Annotated in this window: 15 protein-coding genes; 6 read left to right on the top strand and 9 right to left on the bottom strand. The window is 52.5% G+C overall.

Translation table 11 applies throughout. From position 1 onward, the window contains the following. Positions 1 to 86: 86 nt before the first annotated feature. Entirely contained in the window at positions 87 to 1,850 is a 1,764-nt protein-coding gene (gene menD, locus HCG48_RS16770) for a 2-succinyl-5-enolpyruvyl-6-hydroxy-3-cyclohexene-1-carboxylic-acid synthase (protein ID WP_168570182.1), read from the bottom strand. Between the two features lie 103 nt (positions 1,851 to 1,953). Further along, the gene (locus HCG48_RS16765) at positions 1,954 to 3,444 is read right to left on the bottom strand and encodes an isochorismate synthase (RefSeq protein ID WP_168570181.1); all 1,491 of its coding nucleotides are present in this window, start codon (positions 3,442 to 3,444) and stop codon (positions 1,954 to 1,956) included. 15 nt (positions 3,445 to 3,459) lie between these two features. Between HCG48_RS16765 and HCG48_RS16760 the strand changes: the two genes are divergently transcribed. Genes HCG48_RS16760 through HCG48_RS16740 form a run of 5 tightly spaced genes read left to right on the top strand, consistent with a single transcriptional unit; the run spans position 3,460 to position 8,029 of the window. Further along, positions 3,460 to 3,804 carry a hypothetical protein gene (locus HCG48_RS16760; protein ID WP_168570180.1) on the top strand — a complete coding sequence of 115 codons (345 nt, stop codon included), beginning with the start codon at positions 3,460 to 3,462 and terminating at the stop codon, positions 3,802 to 3,804. Beyond that, positions 3,804 to 4,700 carry a 2-carboxy-1,4-naphthoquinone phytyltransferase gene (menA, locus tag HCG48_RS16755; protein WP_168570179.1) on the top strand — a complete coding sequence of 299 codons (897 nt, stop codon included), beginning with the start codon at positions 3,804 to 3,806 and terminating at the stop codon, positions 4,698 to 4,700. Before HCG48_RS16760 ends, menA begins: the two co-directional genes overlap by 1 nt. Beyond that, positions 4,697 to 5,539 carry a 2-succinyl-6-hydroxy-2,4-cyclohexadiene-1-carboxylate synthase gene (gene menH / locus HCG48_RS16750; RefSeq protein WP_246259599.1) on the top strand — a complete coding sequence of 281 codons (843 nt, stop codon included), beginning with the start codon at positions 4,697 to 4,699 and terminating at the stop codon, positions 5,537 to 5,539. Before menA ends, menH begins: the two co-directional genes overlap by 4 nt. Continuing rightward, complete coding sequence (locus tag HCG48_RS16745; RefSeq protein WP_168570178.1) at positions 5,523 to 6,551, top strand: o-succinylbenzoate synthase; 1,029 nt, start codon at positions 5,523 to 5,525, stop codon at positions 6,549 to 6,551. Before menH ends, HCG48_RS16745 begins: the two co-directional genes overlap by 17 nt. Further along, the gene (locus HCG48_RS16740) at positions 6,536 to 8,029 is read left to right on the top strand and encodes a 2-succinylbenzoate--CoA ligase (RefSeq protein WP_168570177.1); all 1,494 of its coding nucleotides are present in this window, start codon (positions 6,536 to 6,538) and stop codon (positions 8,027 to 8,029) included. The genes HCG48_RS16745 and HCG48_RS16740 overlap by 16 nt, the downstream gene beginning before the upstream one ends. Here HCG48_RS16740 and HCG48_RS16735 read toward each other — a convergent pair. From HCG48_RS16735 to HCG48_RS16725, 3 genes are all read right to left on the bottom strand, one after another. Further along, positions 7,968 to 8,306 (bottom strand): hypothetical protein, encoded by a 339-nt coding sequence (locus HCG48_RS16735; RefSeq protein ID WP_168570176.1) that lies wholly within the window; start codon positions 8,304 to 8,306, stop codon positions 7,968 to 7,970. The genes HCG48_RS16740 and HCG48_RS16735 overlap by 62 nt on opposite strands. Before the next feature lie 144 nt (positions 8,307 to 8,450). Continuing rightward, the gene (locus tag HCG48_RS16730; RefSeq protein ID WP_168570175.1) at positions 8,451 to 8,864 is read right to left on the bottom strand and encodes an acyl-CoA thioesterase; all 414 of its coding nucleotides are present in this window, start codon (positions 8,862 to 8,864) and stop codon (positions 8,451 to 8,453) included. Between the two features lie 70 nt (positions 8,865 to 8,934). Further along, complete coding sequence (locus tag HCG48_RS16725) at positions 8,935 to 9,798, bottom strand: hypothetical protein (protein ID WP_168570174.1); 864 nt, start codon at positions 9,796 to 9,798, stop codon at positions 8,935 to 8,937. Positions 9,799 to 9,960: 162 nt separating this feature from the next. Between HCG48_RS16725 and HCG48_RS16720 the strand changes: the two genes are divergently transcribed. Continuing rightward, on the top strand, positions 9,961 to 10,515 hold the full coding sequence (locus HCG48_RS16720; protein ID WP_168570173.1) for a peroxiredoxin: 555 nt from the start codon (positions 9,961 to 9,963) through the stop codon (positions 10,513 to 10,515). A 113-nt stretch (positions 10,516 to 10,628) separates the two neighbouring features. Here the strand turns inward: HCG48_RS16720 and glmM are convergent, their stop codons facing one another. The 4 genes from glmM to HCG48_RS16700 form a co-directional block, all read right to left on the bottom strand. Next, complete coding sequence (gene glmM / locus HCG48_RS16715) at positions 10,629 to 12,113, bottom strand: phosphoglucosamine mutase (protein WP_168570172.1); 1,485 nt, start codon at positions 12,111 to 12,113, stop codon at positions 10,629 to 10,631. A gap of 442 nt (positions 12,114 to 12,555) precedes the next feature. Then, positions 12,556 to 13,626, bottom strand: coding sequence for a glycosyltransferase family 4 protein (locus HCG48_RS16710; RefSeq protein ID WP_168570171.1), 1,071 nt, complete (start codon positions 13,624 to 13,626; stop codon positions 12,556 to 12,558). Beyond that, the gene (locus HCG48_RS16705) at positions 13,623 to 14,477 is read right to left on the bottom strand and encodes a glycosyltransferase (RefSeq protein WP_168570170.1); all 855 of its coding nucleotides are present in this window, start codon (positions 14,475 to 14,477) and stop codon (positions 13,623 to 13,625) included. The genes HCG48_RS16710 and HCG48_RS16705 overlap by 4 nt, the downstream gene beginning before the upstream one ends. An 87-nt stretch (positions 14,478 to 14,564) precedes the next feature. After that, on the bottom strand, positions 14,565 to 15,638 hold the full coding sequence (locus HCG48_RS16700) for a glucose-1-phosphate thymidylyltransferase (protein WP_168570169.1): 1,074 nt from the start codon (positions 15,636 to 15,638) through the stop codon (positions 14,565 to 14,567). Positions 15,639 to 15,665 lie beyond the last annotated feature (27 nt).

Here is a 15,665-nt window from a genome sequence, read left to right as displayed (position 1 = left end):
CGCGCGCTACCCCCTTTTTAAGCGGCGCGCGGCGATTGAATAAAAACTTAACAATTGGCCAAAAATTGCGAAACCAACGAGAGAAATTAAAAGAAGAGCTTGCACAAACAATCCCGACGCCAGAGGGTATCGTGACGGCGATCGGTCCGAACTTCGAGCAAGCGAATCCCGCGATCCGGTAACGAATGCAAAAGCGCTTCCAATTGCGTCCAAGTGGCGATCGCCTGGTATTCGATGCCGTAAGCGGTGCAAAGTGGGCCGAAGTCCACCGCTTGCGGCGTGGCGAAAAAGGTTTCAAACGGCGGGTCGAATTGGGCGATCGGCAACATTTCAAAAATACCGCCCCCGTTATTGTTGATTAAAATCACCGTCAAATGACCGACAAACTGACGGGACATTAACAAGCCGTTGGTATCGTGTAAAAATGCCAAATCCCCGGTGAGTAAAACCCCCGGGCGATCGCCGTGACAAATGCCCAACGCCGTCGATAAAGTGCCGTCAATGCCATTGGCTCCACGATTGACAAAGGGGCGAACGTGACGATTTCCCGGGGACCAAAACCATTCGAGATCGCGCACGGGCATACTGTTGGCAATAAACAAGGGCGTTGCGGGGGGCAGCACTTGAGACAGCAACCACGCCGCTTTCGGTTCGATCGCCCCATCCAGAGCAGCGATCGTCTCGTCCAGACGCGATCGCCCTTCTCGTTCTAAATCCAACCAGGTTTTGAGATAAGCAGAAGGAAGCGGCGGCGTGGAAGCGGGAGACCGACGCGCCGCCAAAGCTTCGATCGCCGTCGGTAAGTGAACCGCGCGATCGTGGAGGGGATTGAGATTGCGATCGCCCGGATCGACGATCCAGTGCTGCGCCTGCGCACTCGCCAACCAACTGCGTAGGACCTTACTCGTGGGAAGCGGTCCGATTTGGACGACCATCTCCGGTTTGAGGCGATCGGCGTGGGTCGGATGGCGTAAAATCGGGTCGTAAGTCGAAATTAAATAAGGATTTAAGCGAGCAAAATTGCGAAGTGGAGATAGAGCTTCCGCGAGAACGGGCCATCCCAACGTTTGAGATAAAATGGCGATCGCCTCGCAGTAGCCTTGCGGATCCGGCGGTTGCGCCACCCCGGCGACGATGACCCCGCGATCGCACGGCTGCCATTGAGACAGAACCGATGCGATCGCCACGTCCGACAACTCCCACTGGGGACGTTGCGGCGGACGGATCGAAGCAAAAAAGCCCTCGGCGTCAAAATCGGGGGCCAACGCTGCCGCTTCCGGTTGAGGTAAGGGGGCTAGGGGGTCGCGAAAGGGAAGATTGAGGTGAACCGGACCGGGAACGGGAAACAGGGTATGGCGCCAAGCGCGAATGGCGGTTTCGCGTAAATATTGCAAGAGGGAGCGATCGAGAGACGGCGTAGCTAACTCGGCATACCAGTTCGGATAATCGCCGTAAAACTTGACTTGATCGATCGCCTGTCCCGCGTGACAGTCGCGCAATTCCGGGGGGCGATCGGCAGTGAGAACGAGCAAGGGAACCCGACTTTCGCGCGCTTCGATCGCCGCCGGATAGAAATTGGCGCCCGCCGTTCCCGAGGTACAGACTAAAGCCGTGGCGATCGCGCTTTGTTTGGCCAAACCGAGGGCAAAAAAAGCCGCCGATCGCTCGTCGAGGACGGGAATCGATTCAATTGCGCGATGGCGGGTAAAGGCGATCGTCAGTGGGGTCGATCGCGAACCGGGACAAAGGATAGCGCGTCGCAATCCCGATCTCCACAAGGTCTCGACCAAAATCGACGCCCACACGGTATTCGTATTGCGAAAATCGATAAGGGGTTGAGAAGGTTGCATGGAGAGATGGGGGATTTTAGATGTTAGATGTTAGATTTTAGATTTTAGATTGGGAAATAGTGAACCTCCTTTCCCCTTCCTTTTGCCTCTTGGTTCGTATCTCTCATACCAACGCCTTCAACAAAGCTTGCAACTTCAGTTGAATTTCTGCTAATTCCTTATCCGGGTCAGATCCGGCGACGATTCCGGCGCCTGCGTAGAGACGGGCGCGATCGCCTGAATCTGGGTTAGTAGAGGCATTAAAAGCAGGAGATTGGGGTTTGCTGTGAATCCAGGCGGAACGGATCCCGACGATAAATTCGGCGTTCCCACGATCGTCCACCCAACCCAAGGGGGCCGCATAGAGTCCGCGATCGAAGCGTTCGTAATGACGAATTTGTTCGCAGGCGGTCTGTTGGGGAGATCCGGCGACGGCGGGGGTCGGATGGAGGCGGGCTAAAATTTCGAGGGGATGGACGTTGGCGGGAACGTCGGTGCGAATCGGGGTCCATAAATGCTGGATGTTGGACAGTTGCAGCAAGTGAGGGACGAGGGGAATGGCGCGGTTGTTGGCGACATTCAAGCCCAACTGTTGCAAACATTCGGTGATGAAGTCAATCACCAAACGATGTTCGTGTCGTTCTTTTTCGCTATCCAAAAGAGCTTGGGCGAGGGCTTCATCTTCGCGGGGGGTTCGACCGCGCGGGGCCGATCCGGCGAGGGCGTCGGTGACGAGTTGACCGTTGCGGATGCCGAGTAAGCGTTCGGGACTGGCGCCGATAAAGCGATCGCCGCGACCGTTCCCGGTGGCAAAAATATAGCAATCGGGATAGAGTTCGGATAAATTTTGTAAAGAATGGACCAGATTAAAAGGAGTTTTTAAAGTGACGTCGATCGCGTGGGCCAAAACAATTTTATGAAACTGGCGATCGCCAATGGCATCGATCGCGGCGATCGCCGATTCTTTGAAATTGCGTAATTGTTCGATGGAAAACTTTTTAAACCCATTTAAACGGTGAAGCGGTTCGAATTGAGGCAGAGCGTTCGAGGGAATATGGATAATGTTTTGATAATCTTGCCAAACCCTTTCCGAGAGGCGATCGAGATCGTCGTCGGATTGCAGACAAGTATTGATCGCTAAAAAACAACGGTTTTGAGAGCGAGAAATTTGCCAGCGCGGCAGAAACGCCCGGGCGGCAGGAAAGGGGGAAGATTCGGAAGACGGATCGTCAAAAAAGGTAAAGCTACAAAAGAAATGCAATCCACTAAAGGGGGGATCGAGAAGGCCCGTAGCGATCGTATTTTTTTGAGACGATCGCACGAACTCGCGGACGCGATCGAAGCGATCTTTCCCTCGGCTGACTTCGCACTCCACTGCCGAATCGATCGCGGCGATCGCCTCTTGTTCGCCGCCATTTTCCAAATAAAAATAGAGTCTCGAAGGTCGGGCGAGGGCCTGTAGAATCGCGAGGGGGTCTAGGGGCGGAACTTCAAGGGAAATACTCGCAATTTGGGGACATTGTTTTTCGACGGCGACCTGCTGACAAGTGGCGAGGAACCGATAGAGTTCCCGGCGATCTTGCAAGAGATTGGCATCGGAGGGTACAACTGGCATGGAAAAATTTAGCAGATGTTGAGTGCGGGGGCGAGGGCGTCCCCTATAGCTTCGCGATTCGATTCGACGGTCGTTCGCGAAGCGACTCCTGACTCCTTGGGAGTCGCTTCGCGAACGGAGCATCGGGAAACGACCCGAGGGCATCTCCCTTCTCTCTATCTAAGCATTGCCACGGACGCCGCACACGCCATCGGGCGAATTTGGCGGCGAGGCGATCGCGAAGCATCTTCCCAGGAGAATCGCCCCGGCGAATCGCCCACCTCCGGGCAACCCCTTGCCGAGTTAACGGCCTGGGGCGATCGGACCTTCCGTATTGTAGAATTATTGGGCTGGCTGGACGTGCAAATTAAGGATGTTTGATGACTACGCGGACTATCGAGCGATCGAACGCTAAATTATGGCTGGCCGCCATCAAGCCCCCCATGTATAGCGTGGCGATCGTGCCGATTTGGGTGGGGACGGCAGTCGCCTTTTACGAAACATCTGTCCTCGACTGGGTAATCTTTTCCGTTTTTATAAGTTCGGCAATTTTAATCCTCGCTTGGGAAAATCTCAGTAACGATGTCTTCGACTCGGAGACGGGAATCGATAAAAATAAAGCTCATTCCCTCGTTAATTTAACGGGCAACAAATCGTTAATTTTTTGGTTGGCAAATCTCTGTCTAACTCTAGGAATCGCGGGAGTTTTGGCGATTTGCTGGTGGCAACGAGACTGGACGATTTTAGGATTAATTTTAACCTGCTGCTTTTTAGGATATTGCTACCAAGGACCGCCGTTTCGCCTCGGCTATCAAGGATTAGGTGAATTCTTGTGCTTTTTTGCGTTTGGTCCGGTCGGGATGTCGGCGGCGTACTACAGCCAAACTCAAACCTGGTCGAGTTTGAACCTGTGGGTGTCCGTCGTGGTCGGCATGGCGACGACCTTAATCCTGTTCTGCTCCCATTTCCACCAAGTAGACGACGATCTGGCGGCGGGGAAGCGATCGCCGATCGTGCGGATGGGAACGGCGACGGGGGCGAAACTGATCCCGATCTTCTGCGGCATCTGCCTGGGATTGACCGCCGTATGGGTCGCCGTGGGGCTGTTTCCGGCGTGGACCTTGCTCAGTTTTGCCGGATTGCCTGCGGCGGTGGAACTGTGCCGCCACGTGGGAACCTATCACGATCGCCCCGATCGCGTCAGTAACTGCAAATTCATCGCCGTCAATTTCCATTTTTGGTCTTGTTTGCTCTTGGGAGTCGGGTTCGTGCTGTGAACGGCAGCAGGGCATCGAATCAGACCTTTCCCTACCATTTTCATGCCACGATCGCCGGACAATGCGACCGTCCGACCTTAGTGCTGCTGCACGGCTTTATGGGAAATGGGGAGAATTTTCGAGAGGCGATCGCCGCCTTGGGCGATCGCTTCCGGACGATCGCCGTCGATCTGCCCGGACACGGCCAAACTCGGGTATTCGGAGGCCGACGACATTACACGATCGCCGAGACCGCCCGAGGTTTAGTCACCTGGCTCGATCGCCTCCACATCCAACGATGCTTTCTGTACGGCTATTCGATGGGCGGTCGCCTCGCCTTATACCTCGCCGTCCATTATCCCGATCGCTTCCCCAAAGTGGTGCTGGAGTCCGCCTCGCCGGGACTGAAAACCGCCGCCGAACGATCGCGACGGCGCCAGCGCGATCGGGCCTTAGCCGCCCAACTCGAAACCGTCGAACTCACCAGCTTTTTAACCGATTGGTACCGCCAGCCCCTGTTCGCGTCCTTGCGATCGCATCCGGACTTCCCGCGCTTGTTGGCGGCGCGATCGCGCAATTTGCCCGCAGAACTCGCCACCTGCTTGCGCTACATGGGAACGGGCAATCAACCGTCATTATGGCCGCATTTAGCCAATTGCGGGGCGTCCCTCCTGTTGCTCGTGGGGGAGTGCGATGATAAATTTGTAGCCATCAATCGGGAAATGGCGCGATCGTGTCCGGTTGCTCGGTTGGCGATCGTGCCGAATGCAGGTCATACCGTGCATTTTGAAAACTTGAGAGACTGGACGACCGCCGTGGTGCGATTTTTGTCTCCAGAAGTAGATGCGCTACCAATTTGAGTTTCGTCCCTACCGTCGCCCGTTCAAACATCCCCTAACCACCCCCCACGGAACCTGGGAAGTCCGTGAAGGAATTATCGTGCGCCTCACCGACGATCGCGGCAAAGTCGGCTATGGAGAAATTGCCCCGGTTCCCTGGTTCGGGTCGGAAACCCTGGCGGACGCCTTGAGCTTTTGCGAACAACTCGGTCACGAGATCGGGCCGGAAATCATTTTCTCGATCCCGCCTCGATTGACGGCCTGTCAGTTCGCGATCGAATCGGCGTGGGAAATTGTCAGCACCCAACCGTCGGCGATCGCCGTCCAACCCGAATTAGGATTTGAAGACGTCCCCTACCATCACCTCACCTATAGCGGTTTACTCCCCGCCGGGGCCGGGGCGGCGATCGCCCGTCAAATCCTCTGGAAACAAGGCTATCGGACGTTTAAATGGAAAATCGGCGTCGCGCCGATCGAGGCCGAACTAAAAAGCTTTCAACAACTGGTGCGATCGCTGCGCGATAGTTTCCTCCAAGAAACCGCCTTATTGCGCCTCGACGCCAACGGCGCCTTAACTTACGACCAAGCCTGTCGCTGGCTGGAAACCTGCGAACGCCTCGGCGAGATCGAGCATCTCCCCCTCAAAATCGAATTTCTCGAACAACCCCTCGCCGTCGGCGACCTCGACGGAATGCTGCAATTAGCCGATCGCTTCGCCATTCCCCTCGCCTTAGACGAATCTGTTGCCGGACTCTCCCAACTGCGCCAAGTTTACCGAGAAGGCTGGCGCGGCATTTTCGTAATTAAACCGTGCATCGCCGGGTCGCCGTCGGAATTGCGCCAATTTTGCCAAACTCAGGCGATCGACGCCGTCTTTTCCTCGGTCTTTGAAACCCAGGTCGGACGACAGGCGGCCCTCAAAATTGCCGCCGAATTGCAAAATCCGGGCGATCGCGCCGTCGGTTTCGGTATCACCCACTGGTTTGAGGACGGCGAGGAGGTCTCGATCGATCGCTTATGGACCGACCTGTAACCGCACTGTTCACCCGCCTCTGTTCCTGGATCGACGCCGACGGTCTCCAGGTCGGCGATCGCCGCGCCTGCGCGATTTTACACCAGCAATTCGAGGCCAAACTCGCCGCACTCGACGCGGTGGCGCCCCAAAGCGTCATTTTTCTAGCCGAACGCGACCCCATCGCCTTTCTCGCCGGATTCCTGGCGGCGATCGCCCGAAACTGCCCAGTTTTCCTCTGCAATCCCCACTGGCAACCCCCAGAATGGCAGCAACTCTTTAATGCCATCCGCCCCGATCTCATCTGGGGAGACATTCCAGCCATTCCCCCTCACTCCCCGTCTCCTCTTCCCAAATTTACCCCCCCACGGACCGAAACTCCGTGCATCTTGATTCCCACCGGGGGATCTTCGGGAAAAATTCGTTTCGCCATTCATACGGTACGAACTTTAACCGCTTCCGTTCGCGGGTTTTGCGAATACTTCGATCGCGATCGCGTCAATAGTTTTTGCGTTTTACCCCTGTATCACGTCAGTGGTTTAATGCAGTTTTGGCGATCGCTTCTCACCGGGGGAAACTTGGCGATTTTTCCCTCTTATAAAGCCATCCCCCAACAAATTCCGCCCAATTTTAACCCGTCAAACTCTTTTATTTCTCTCGTTCCCACCCAATTGCAACGCTTGTTAACCCTTCCCCAAGCAGCAGCATATTTAGCCCGCTTTGAAGCCGTTCTTCTCGGTGGAGCCCCTGCCTGGTCGGACTTATTCGCCACGGCAAGAACCCTGAACATTCCCCTCGCGCCGACCTATGGTATGACCGAAACCGCGTCTGGGGTCGTCACCTTAAAACCGGAAGACTTTTTAGCGGGAAATAACAGTAGCGGTCGCGTTCTACCCCATGCAAGGCTCAAAATTTGTACCCCGACGGGAGAAACGTTAAAACCGGGAGAAATTGGCATGGTGGCGATCGCGGCAAAATCCCTCGCTTTGGGGTATTTTCCGCAAAACGAGGGAAACGCATCCAATCCATTTGACTTCAATTTTTTCAATTCCGACGACTTGGGATATATTGACGATCGCGGATATTTGCAAATCGTCGGACGCAATAGCGATAAGATTATTACTGGAGGCGAAAACGTGTTTCCCGCAGAAGTGGAAGCGGCGATCCGCGCCACGGGGTTAGTCAAAGATGTCTGCGCGATCGCCGTGAGCGATCCCGATTGGGGTGAGGCGATCGCCGCCGTTTACGTCCCTCGCTCTCCCGATCTTTCTCCCGAGCACCTTTCACGGGCTTTAGAGGGGAATTTAGCCCACTTTAAGCGTCCGAAACATTGGTGGGCGATCGAGCAATTACCTCGCAACGATCGCGGCAAATTAAACCGAGAACAGTTGCAAAAACAATTCTTAGAAAAAATGCAAAATTTAACCGCAACTGCTACTATTTTTCGGGTACCGCATGGGGAAACTCCTGGCGGTACACTTGCTCCCAAAGATAGCTGACGTAAGAAACTGTCGCCGCGATAATATGACCGTCGTAAGCAATATCCGCCGCCGTTCGATCTAAAATGCGAACGTCAATGGGATTGAGGCGTTGGCGTCGGCGAGTCGATGCTAATAACCAGGTGATTTGAAACATCGTTTCCGGCGCAACGGTTGTATTCGGATTCGACCAAGCGAGGGATAAGGGATGGTTCGCGTTGAAACTATTGATGGATTCGGTTCGATCCCAATAGCCTAGTTTGCGAATCTGTTCGTAAAAAACTGTCTCCAAAGTCATAGTGGGGTGGGTTATTGAGTAAAAATCACTAGCACGAGCTAGTAAAAAGACTTGTTTTCTTAATTATTTCTAAATTATCTCTTAACATTCCTTTAGAAAGTATGAATTTTTACAAAAAATGCTTGAGTTTTTACTCACTTTATTTTAAGAAGTCATAAGTTTTAACCAGTGAGCCATGGGCGGTGAAAGCGGTTGACGAGAGCGACTGGCGAGGTCGATACAGACGTGTTTGGTGGTCGCTTTCGCAAGACAGGGAGATTGGGATCCCCGAGGGTGGAGAGCGTAAGTTAGCTGAAAACTGTCCAAAGTGAGAGACTGGGCGATCGCCCCAACCGAAATCCGATCGCCACAAAAGATCGGACGAAAGAAATCGACATGAGCGGAAACAATAGGAATGGCGATCGCGCGATCGCTAAAAAAGCTTTTAAGATCGATGCCACATTCCCCTAAAGACGCCTCGTAAGCTTCGTGACAAATCGATAAAATATTAGCAAAATAAACCACTCCCGCCGCATCGGTATCGGCGAAGCGAATCGTGCGTTCGTACTGAAAAGACATGAAATAATTTTAGATATTTATACTATTTTTCAAAAAACATGAGAAAGATCGAGGGTTGAGAAAATTGGGATTAGGAGAATTCCCCATCAACTCGATCGAGGGGACAGGGAGAAACGAGCTGGGTATCGCCAAAGATTTCAAAAATCAACTGATACAACCTCGGATCGTAAGCTCGAAGTTCTTCGCGAGTATTAATCTGATTGTGAATACCGTTGCTCGAATTGACTTCTAAATTGACATTAAAATAAGATTGTACCCCTTCCGCCCAATATTCCTCGGGATTGACTGCTGCATAAGTATTGCGCCACAATCCGGCGGCGATCGCCTGACGATAAACCCAATTTAAACGGGCTTGAAACGTCCTGTCGAGATAAACAATCCCTAAATCTTTGATTGTATGGGCAAATTCGTGAACGAATATATTTTCACCGAAATATCGATCGCTCCTCCAACATAAAAGATTCTCTTCGGCGGCGGTGACCAAGGGAATAAACGGCGTTCCGCCGAGTCCTCGGGTGAGGCGGTCCCAGTCGCGATCGGGATATTCTTGTTTGAGAATGCGATATTCGGGGAGATCCGTCGTCTGTTCCCGAACGCCGATAATGCCGATCCGCAGATGATTTTGGAGCATTTTACGGCGAATATCCGGACGGAAAGCGAGCATCTGGCGGGCGATCGCTGCCGCTTGTTCTAAAGCGCGATCGCTCACCCGGGCGGAACTGGTAACCGTCATTCCCTCCACCGTGCAAGCTTTGGCGTAGAAGCGATCGCCTGCGGGGGGCAGTTCGCGAACCTGGCAACCCGGGGCGCCCGCGCGATCGAAGTGAGGAGCGGCGATCGCGCCTTGGGGACAGGAAGTCGGGAAAGCGCCTCCCAAGACAACCGCGAGGGCGGCAATTTTAAAGTAACTTGCAAAGTAATTGAATAAACTCACATTTTCAGAAAGATCGGATTTCTACAACTTACAACTTCTCTAAAACTCAACCGTATTCTCGATGAAATTGACTGCGATCGCGATCGATGAAGCAAGTTGTCAATAAAGTACCAATTCTCGTTAAACTATCTTACAGTTCGATTGATATCCTCATCTAAGCTCATGCTCGCGATTTTCCGCCGCCCACTGCTCAACGTTCTCCTCGCCACGGTTCTCGCCGGGGTCGCCTGGATCGCTGGAATCTCCGGCGCTCAAGCCCTCGGTGGAGCGCAACCCGCGATCGGCGAACCCGCCCCCGAATTCACCTTACCCACCCATACCGGAGATGGAGAAATCTCACTTTCCGACTATCGCGGTCAGTGGGTTGTCGTATACTTCTATCCGAAAGACTTCACCTCGGGCTGCACGATCGAAGCCCGTCGCTTCCAGCAAGATTTAGGCGAATATCAGGCACGCAATACGCAAATTCTCGGGATTAGCGCCGACTCGGTGGACTCCCACGCCGAATTCTGCGATTCGGAAGGGCTGAAATTCCCGCTCTTGGCGGATACAAACGGCTCGGTGAGTCGGGCTTACGGCTCGTGGATGGCGCCTTATTCCCTGCGTCATACTTACGTAGTCGATCCGGAGGGGATTTTGCAAGAGCGCTTTCTTGGCGTTAATCCTTCACTTCACAGCCGAGACGTGCTAGCCAGCCTCGATCGCCTCCAAAAGTGAGAAAGTTTGAACTGACGGATCTTGAAACTGGGTAGCACAAGGAAAACAGAAGTGAGGCGGGCATTTTGCCCGCCTCACCTCAAACCGACAGACTTACATCAAAACTTTCATCTTCAAGCGGCGAGATGGCGTTCGACCGCAATCACTAAGTTAGAAGTCCAATGTTCCGCTAAATCGGGACAGGCGGCTTCGACCATGACGCGGATCACGGGTTCGGTTCCCGAGGCGCGAACGAGGACGCGACCGCGATCGCCCATCGCCAATTCCGCAGAGGCGATCGCCTGTTGCAAAGCGTCGCAATCCTGCCAAGCGAGGCGGCGTTCCCGGTCTTCCACCCGCACATTACGCAATAACTGGGGATAGGTTTGGAAACTGCCCTCAATTAACTCCGACAACGTGACACCGCCTTCGCGAACCAAGCGGGCAATATGCAACGCCGTCATCAAACCGTCGCCACTGACGCCGTAATGGCGACACAAAATATGACCGGACTGTTCGCCGCCCAACATCGAACCGCTTCGGATCATTTCCGCGTGAACGTGTTGGTCGCCGACGGGAGTGCGCAATAACTGGCCGCCCGTGGCTTGCCAGGCCCGTTCGAAGCCGAGATTGGACATCACCGTAGCGACGATCGCCTCTCCCGGCAATTGGCCGAATTGGCGCAGTTTCTGACCCCACAGGAACAGAATATAATCGCCATCGATCGCCCTACCTCGGTCGTCAACGGCTAAGGTGCGATCGGCATCTCCATCGAAGGCAAACCCCATATCGGCGCCGTACTCTTTCACCGCCGCTTGTAAGGCGTGTAAGTGGGTCGAACCGCAATCGACATTAATGCGATCGCCGTCCGGGCGATCGTGCAGACAAACGACCTGTGCCCCCATGTCCCGGAACACCTGCGGCCCCAACACGGAAGCGGCGCCCCAAGCGAGATCGAGAACGATCCGCAATCCTTGTAAAGGCAACTCATCGAGAGACTCTTTACTCACCAGGGGCTGTTGTAAAAATTGAGCGTATTCTTTAACTAATTGCGATCGCTGATAATAATTTCCCCACGTGAGGCTGGTAATCCCACCATTCGTTTGACCGCGAACCCCCGCTTCAATTTGTTTTTGTAATTCCGACGAAAGTTTCGTCCCCTTTTCACCAAAAAACTTAATTCCGTTATCTCCCGGCGGGTTATGACTGGCGGAAATCATCACCCCACCCATCGCCTCGGTCACTTGGGTTAAATACGCCACGCAAGGGGTCGGACACAAGCCCAAATTCCACACTTCCAATCCGGCAGAGGTCAACCCCGCAGACAGGGCCGTGGCTAACATATCGCTAGAGTTGCGCGAATCCTGTCCTAAAATCACCGGACCCGATCGCTTGCTTTGGGCTTTGAGAACCTGTCCCGCCCAAAACCCGACTTGAACCGCTAACGGGGCGGTTAAAAAGTCCCCCACCCGTCCGCGAATGCCATCGGTTCCAAATAACGCACTTTTAGGAAGGTTTAAGCCGCCTCCATTCCACACACTACCGTTTCCGAGTTCTTTCGCGATCGCTTCTTTCGAGTTCAACACGGATTTGCCTAGGGGAACGGAGGTAATGTTCATTGGCGAATTGGCTGCGCTTCCATTTTGGGTCCATTTCGGAGAAGTTACCATAAAATCCTTCACTCCACACACAGATCGCACTCACTGTGGAGAATAACATTTCCACGCGAATAACTTAGTAAACACGGGCCTCAACGGCGAATCCGGATGGGGGCAACAAACCGTTAATGGCGCGATCGCGGGGTTTTGGGGGTGAGGATGAAGAGGTGGAAATCACGAAATTTCTGAACTTTTTGAGAGAAGCTTGGGTTACAGGCGGGCAAGATCCGTGCCCCACACTCTTCTGAGTTCCGGCTTCTAACTTCTCTGTAGCCGTCCTCAATCCGTTGAATCTGAACTCGACCTTGTCAAGTCGCCAAATCCCCGGAGGGACAAGGTTATGCCCTGTCCTTACACCCCGTGAATTTTACAACAAGATTGAAGATAGCGATATTCCCCCCTTTCACAAATACTTTTGTAAAATTTCCCCCGTCCTTTCTCCTGTTTTTCTCCAACTAAAGTGACTGGCTTGTTGCAAGGCAAGTTCCTCTAAATGCGATCGCAGATTAACGTCCGTAGCGACGGCGTGGAGGGCTTCGGCAATGGCGTCAACCCGATACGGATCGACCAAAATCGCGGCGTCGGCGGCGACTTCGGGCAAAGCGGAACAGTTAGAGGTAATCACCGCCGTCCCGCAGGCCATTGCTTCGAGAACGGGCAATCCGAAGCCTTCCCAAAGGGTGGGAAAAACGAGGGCGATCGCCTGATTTAATAAGATCGGCAGGCGATCGTACGCTACGTAGTTTAAAAACTGAACGCGATCGTCTAAATTCAACGATTCCACTTGTTTTTGTAACACCGGGGTGTAACGGGGGTCGGGAGATCCGGCTATCCAGAATTCGCACTCTAATTCCCGGGGGAGTTTTGCAAAAGCGGCGATCGCCCGCGATAAGTTTTTGTAAGGATCGCTGCGTCCGATATAGAGAAAATAGTTTTGTTTGGGTAAGTTTAACGGGCGAAAATGAGATGCATCGTAAGCGAGGGGAATGGGCGTAATTTTACGGGCGGAAATTTGGCAAAAATCGGTAATATCCCGGGCGGTGGCTTCGGAATTGCAGACGATATGAACCGCTTGTTTTAAAACTTGGGGAATGTAGTAACGGTGATAGTAAGTTAAGGGCGATCGCCGTTTGGGAAAGCGCAACGGAATGAAATCGTGAACCATGACCACGGAACGGCAATTCGCCGCGAGGGGGGCTTCCGGAACGGGGGAAAAGAGTAGGCGCGATCGCAGGGTTTTATAAATTTTCGGTAACTGTTGCTGCGTCCACCATAAGCGCTTAAAATGGCCGCGCGTTCCTTGTTCTGGGGTTAAATCCGACGGGATTAAATAGCAGGAATAGCCGGGAATCCCTTCGCCGACTAATAAGGTCGGATCGAGAAATTTTAAATGGGGAAAAATATTAACGGCGTAGGTCGTGATTCCCGTCGGTTTGGGGATTAAGAAGGATAAATTAATCAGTAAATCGGTCACGAAACTTGGGGCGATCGCGTTAAAAAGTTAGCAATTCCTTCGAGTTTGCCGATCGCCACGTTCGGCTTGAAGCCGAGGAGGGCGATCGCGTGGAATAGTAAGCGCATTAAGCGGACAAATAAGACAAATCCACTGGCGTGACGTTGCATCGTCAGGAGATAACTATAGGTGCTGTATTTGTATTTTAGATATAAATTCCGATTGACAATTGACGAAGGATGATGAATGGTTTGAACTTCTGGAGAGAGGGCGATCGCGTGACCTTTCTCGGCGTAGCGACGACAAAAGTCGAAGTCTTCGTAATAGATAAAAAACTCCGGATCGAATTGGGGGCAATTCTTAAAGTTTTTCAGATGAATTAACAAGCTGCATCCCGAAACCCAATCGCAGGGAAAATAAGCGACATTTTTGGTACTTTTTAAAGTTTTAGTTTCGACGATCGCCCCGGTTTCTCGTTGAAACTGTCCGCCAGCAAACCAGACTTTCCCGGAGGGTTCGTAGACCAAAGATCCCAGAATCGAAATTTCGGGATAATCTTTAAAAAAAGTGGCGGCGCGATCGCTGGAATTCGGAGCGATCGTCGTATCGGGATTGACCAACCAAACAATCCCCTGGGGGTCGCGATCGTAAATCCAATTTAACCCCAAATTACAGCCTCCCCCAAACCCCAAGTTATCGGGAGAATTGATAATTTCTACCGTTTCCCGTTTTAAATCGGCAACTGACAATTCACTGGGAGAATTATTCACCAGAATAAACCGATAAGAAAAGCTAACATTTGCCTCAATTGAGGCCAAAAGTTGGGTAATCCAATCGGTAGAATAGTAGTTGACAGTCAGAAAGTAAATCACGGTATTTGTAGGGAGTGGAGAATCGGGAAATGGCGATCGGGAATGGGGGAGTGAACTAAAATTGAAGACTCCCGATGAGTCGGAATTCTAAGTTAACTCGATATGGGAATCGTCGCCAATCATAAACCGCAATGCTTTCGGACGGCGGGGGGCGATCGTTAGTTGGGCGCGACGTCCGATGACGCTATCGACCAGACGCTGATGGATTCCCATAATTTTTGCACTTTGTAAGACTACACTATGCTCTAAATCGGCTTCAATTAAGGTGACCCCATCGGCGATACTAGAATACGGACCGATAAAGCAATTTTCCAGATAGCAATTCTCGCCAATAATCGCCGGACCGCGAATGGAACTATTGACAATTTTTGTTCCTTTACCAATTTGAACTCGTCCGATCGCCTGACTGCTTTCGTCGAGTTCTCCCATGATTTTCGGACGAATTTGGGTGTCTAAAATAATCCGATTGGCTTCGAGAAGGTCGTCTTTTTTCCCGGTATCCAACCACCACCCCTCTAAAGTCCGCGCCTCGACGGTGGCGGAAGTATCGATCAGTTGTTGGATAGCGTCGGTAATTTCTAATTCACCGCGAGGGGACGGTTTAATTTGAGCGATCGCCTCGTGAATGCGCGGGGAGAAGAAGTAAATCCCGACGAGGGCTAAATTCGAGGGCGGATCTTTCGGCTTTTCAATCAGTTGTAAAACGCGCCCGTTGCGATCGACTTTCGCCACCCCAAACGCACTCGGGTTGGACACGGGACGCAGGAGAATTAAAGAGTCGAGATTTTGTTGTTTGAACTGTTCTAAAAACGGGTTCAATTCCCGTTGAATTAAGTTATCGCCCAAATACATAATAAACGGAGAATCGCCGAGGAACGATTGGGCAATTTTAACCGCATGGGCGAGTCCTTCGGGATGTTCTTGTAAGAGATAGGTAATTTTGGCGCCGAAGCGATCGCCATTCCCGGTCAATTCTTTCACTTCTTCTCCCGTTTCCGGGCTGATAATAATACCGATATCGGTAATTCCGGCGGCGACAATCCCTTCGATCCCGTACCAGAGGATCGGTTTGTTGGCAACGGGAACTAATTGTTTGGCGCCCGAATAAGTAAGCGGTCGCAGTCGGGTTCCTTTGCCGCCAGATAAAATCAATGCTTTCATAATAATTTTTTTTAGATTTGGGTCTTC

Origin of the sequence: Oxynema aestuarii AP17 (genome assembly GCF_012295525.1) — a bacterium.
In the GTDB taxonomy this organism is placed as follows: Bacteria; Cyanobacteriota; Cyanobacteriia; order Cyanobacteriales; family Laspinemataceae; genus Oxynema; species Oxynema aestuarii.
The sequence above is the reverse complement of the archived record's forward strand: the minus strand, read 5'-3'. Positions and strand labels throughout refer to the sequence as shown.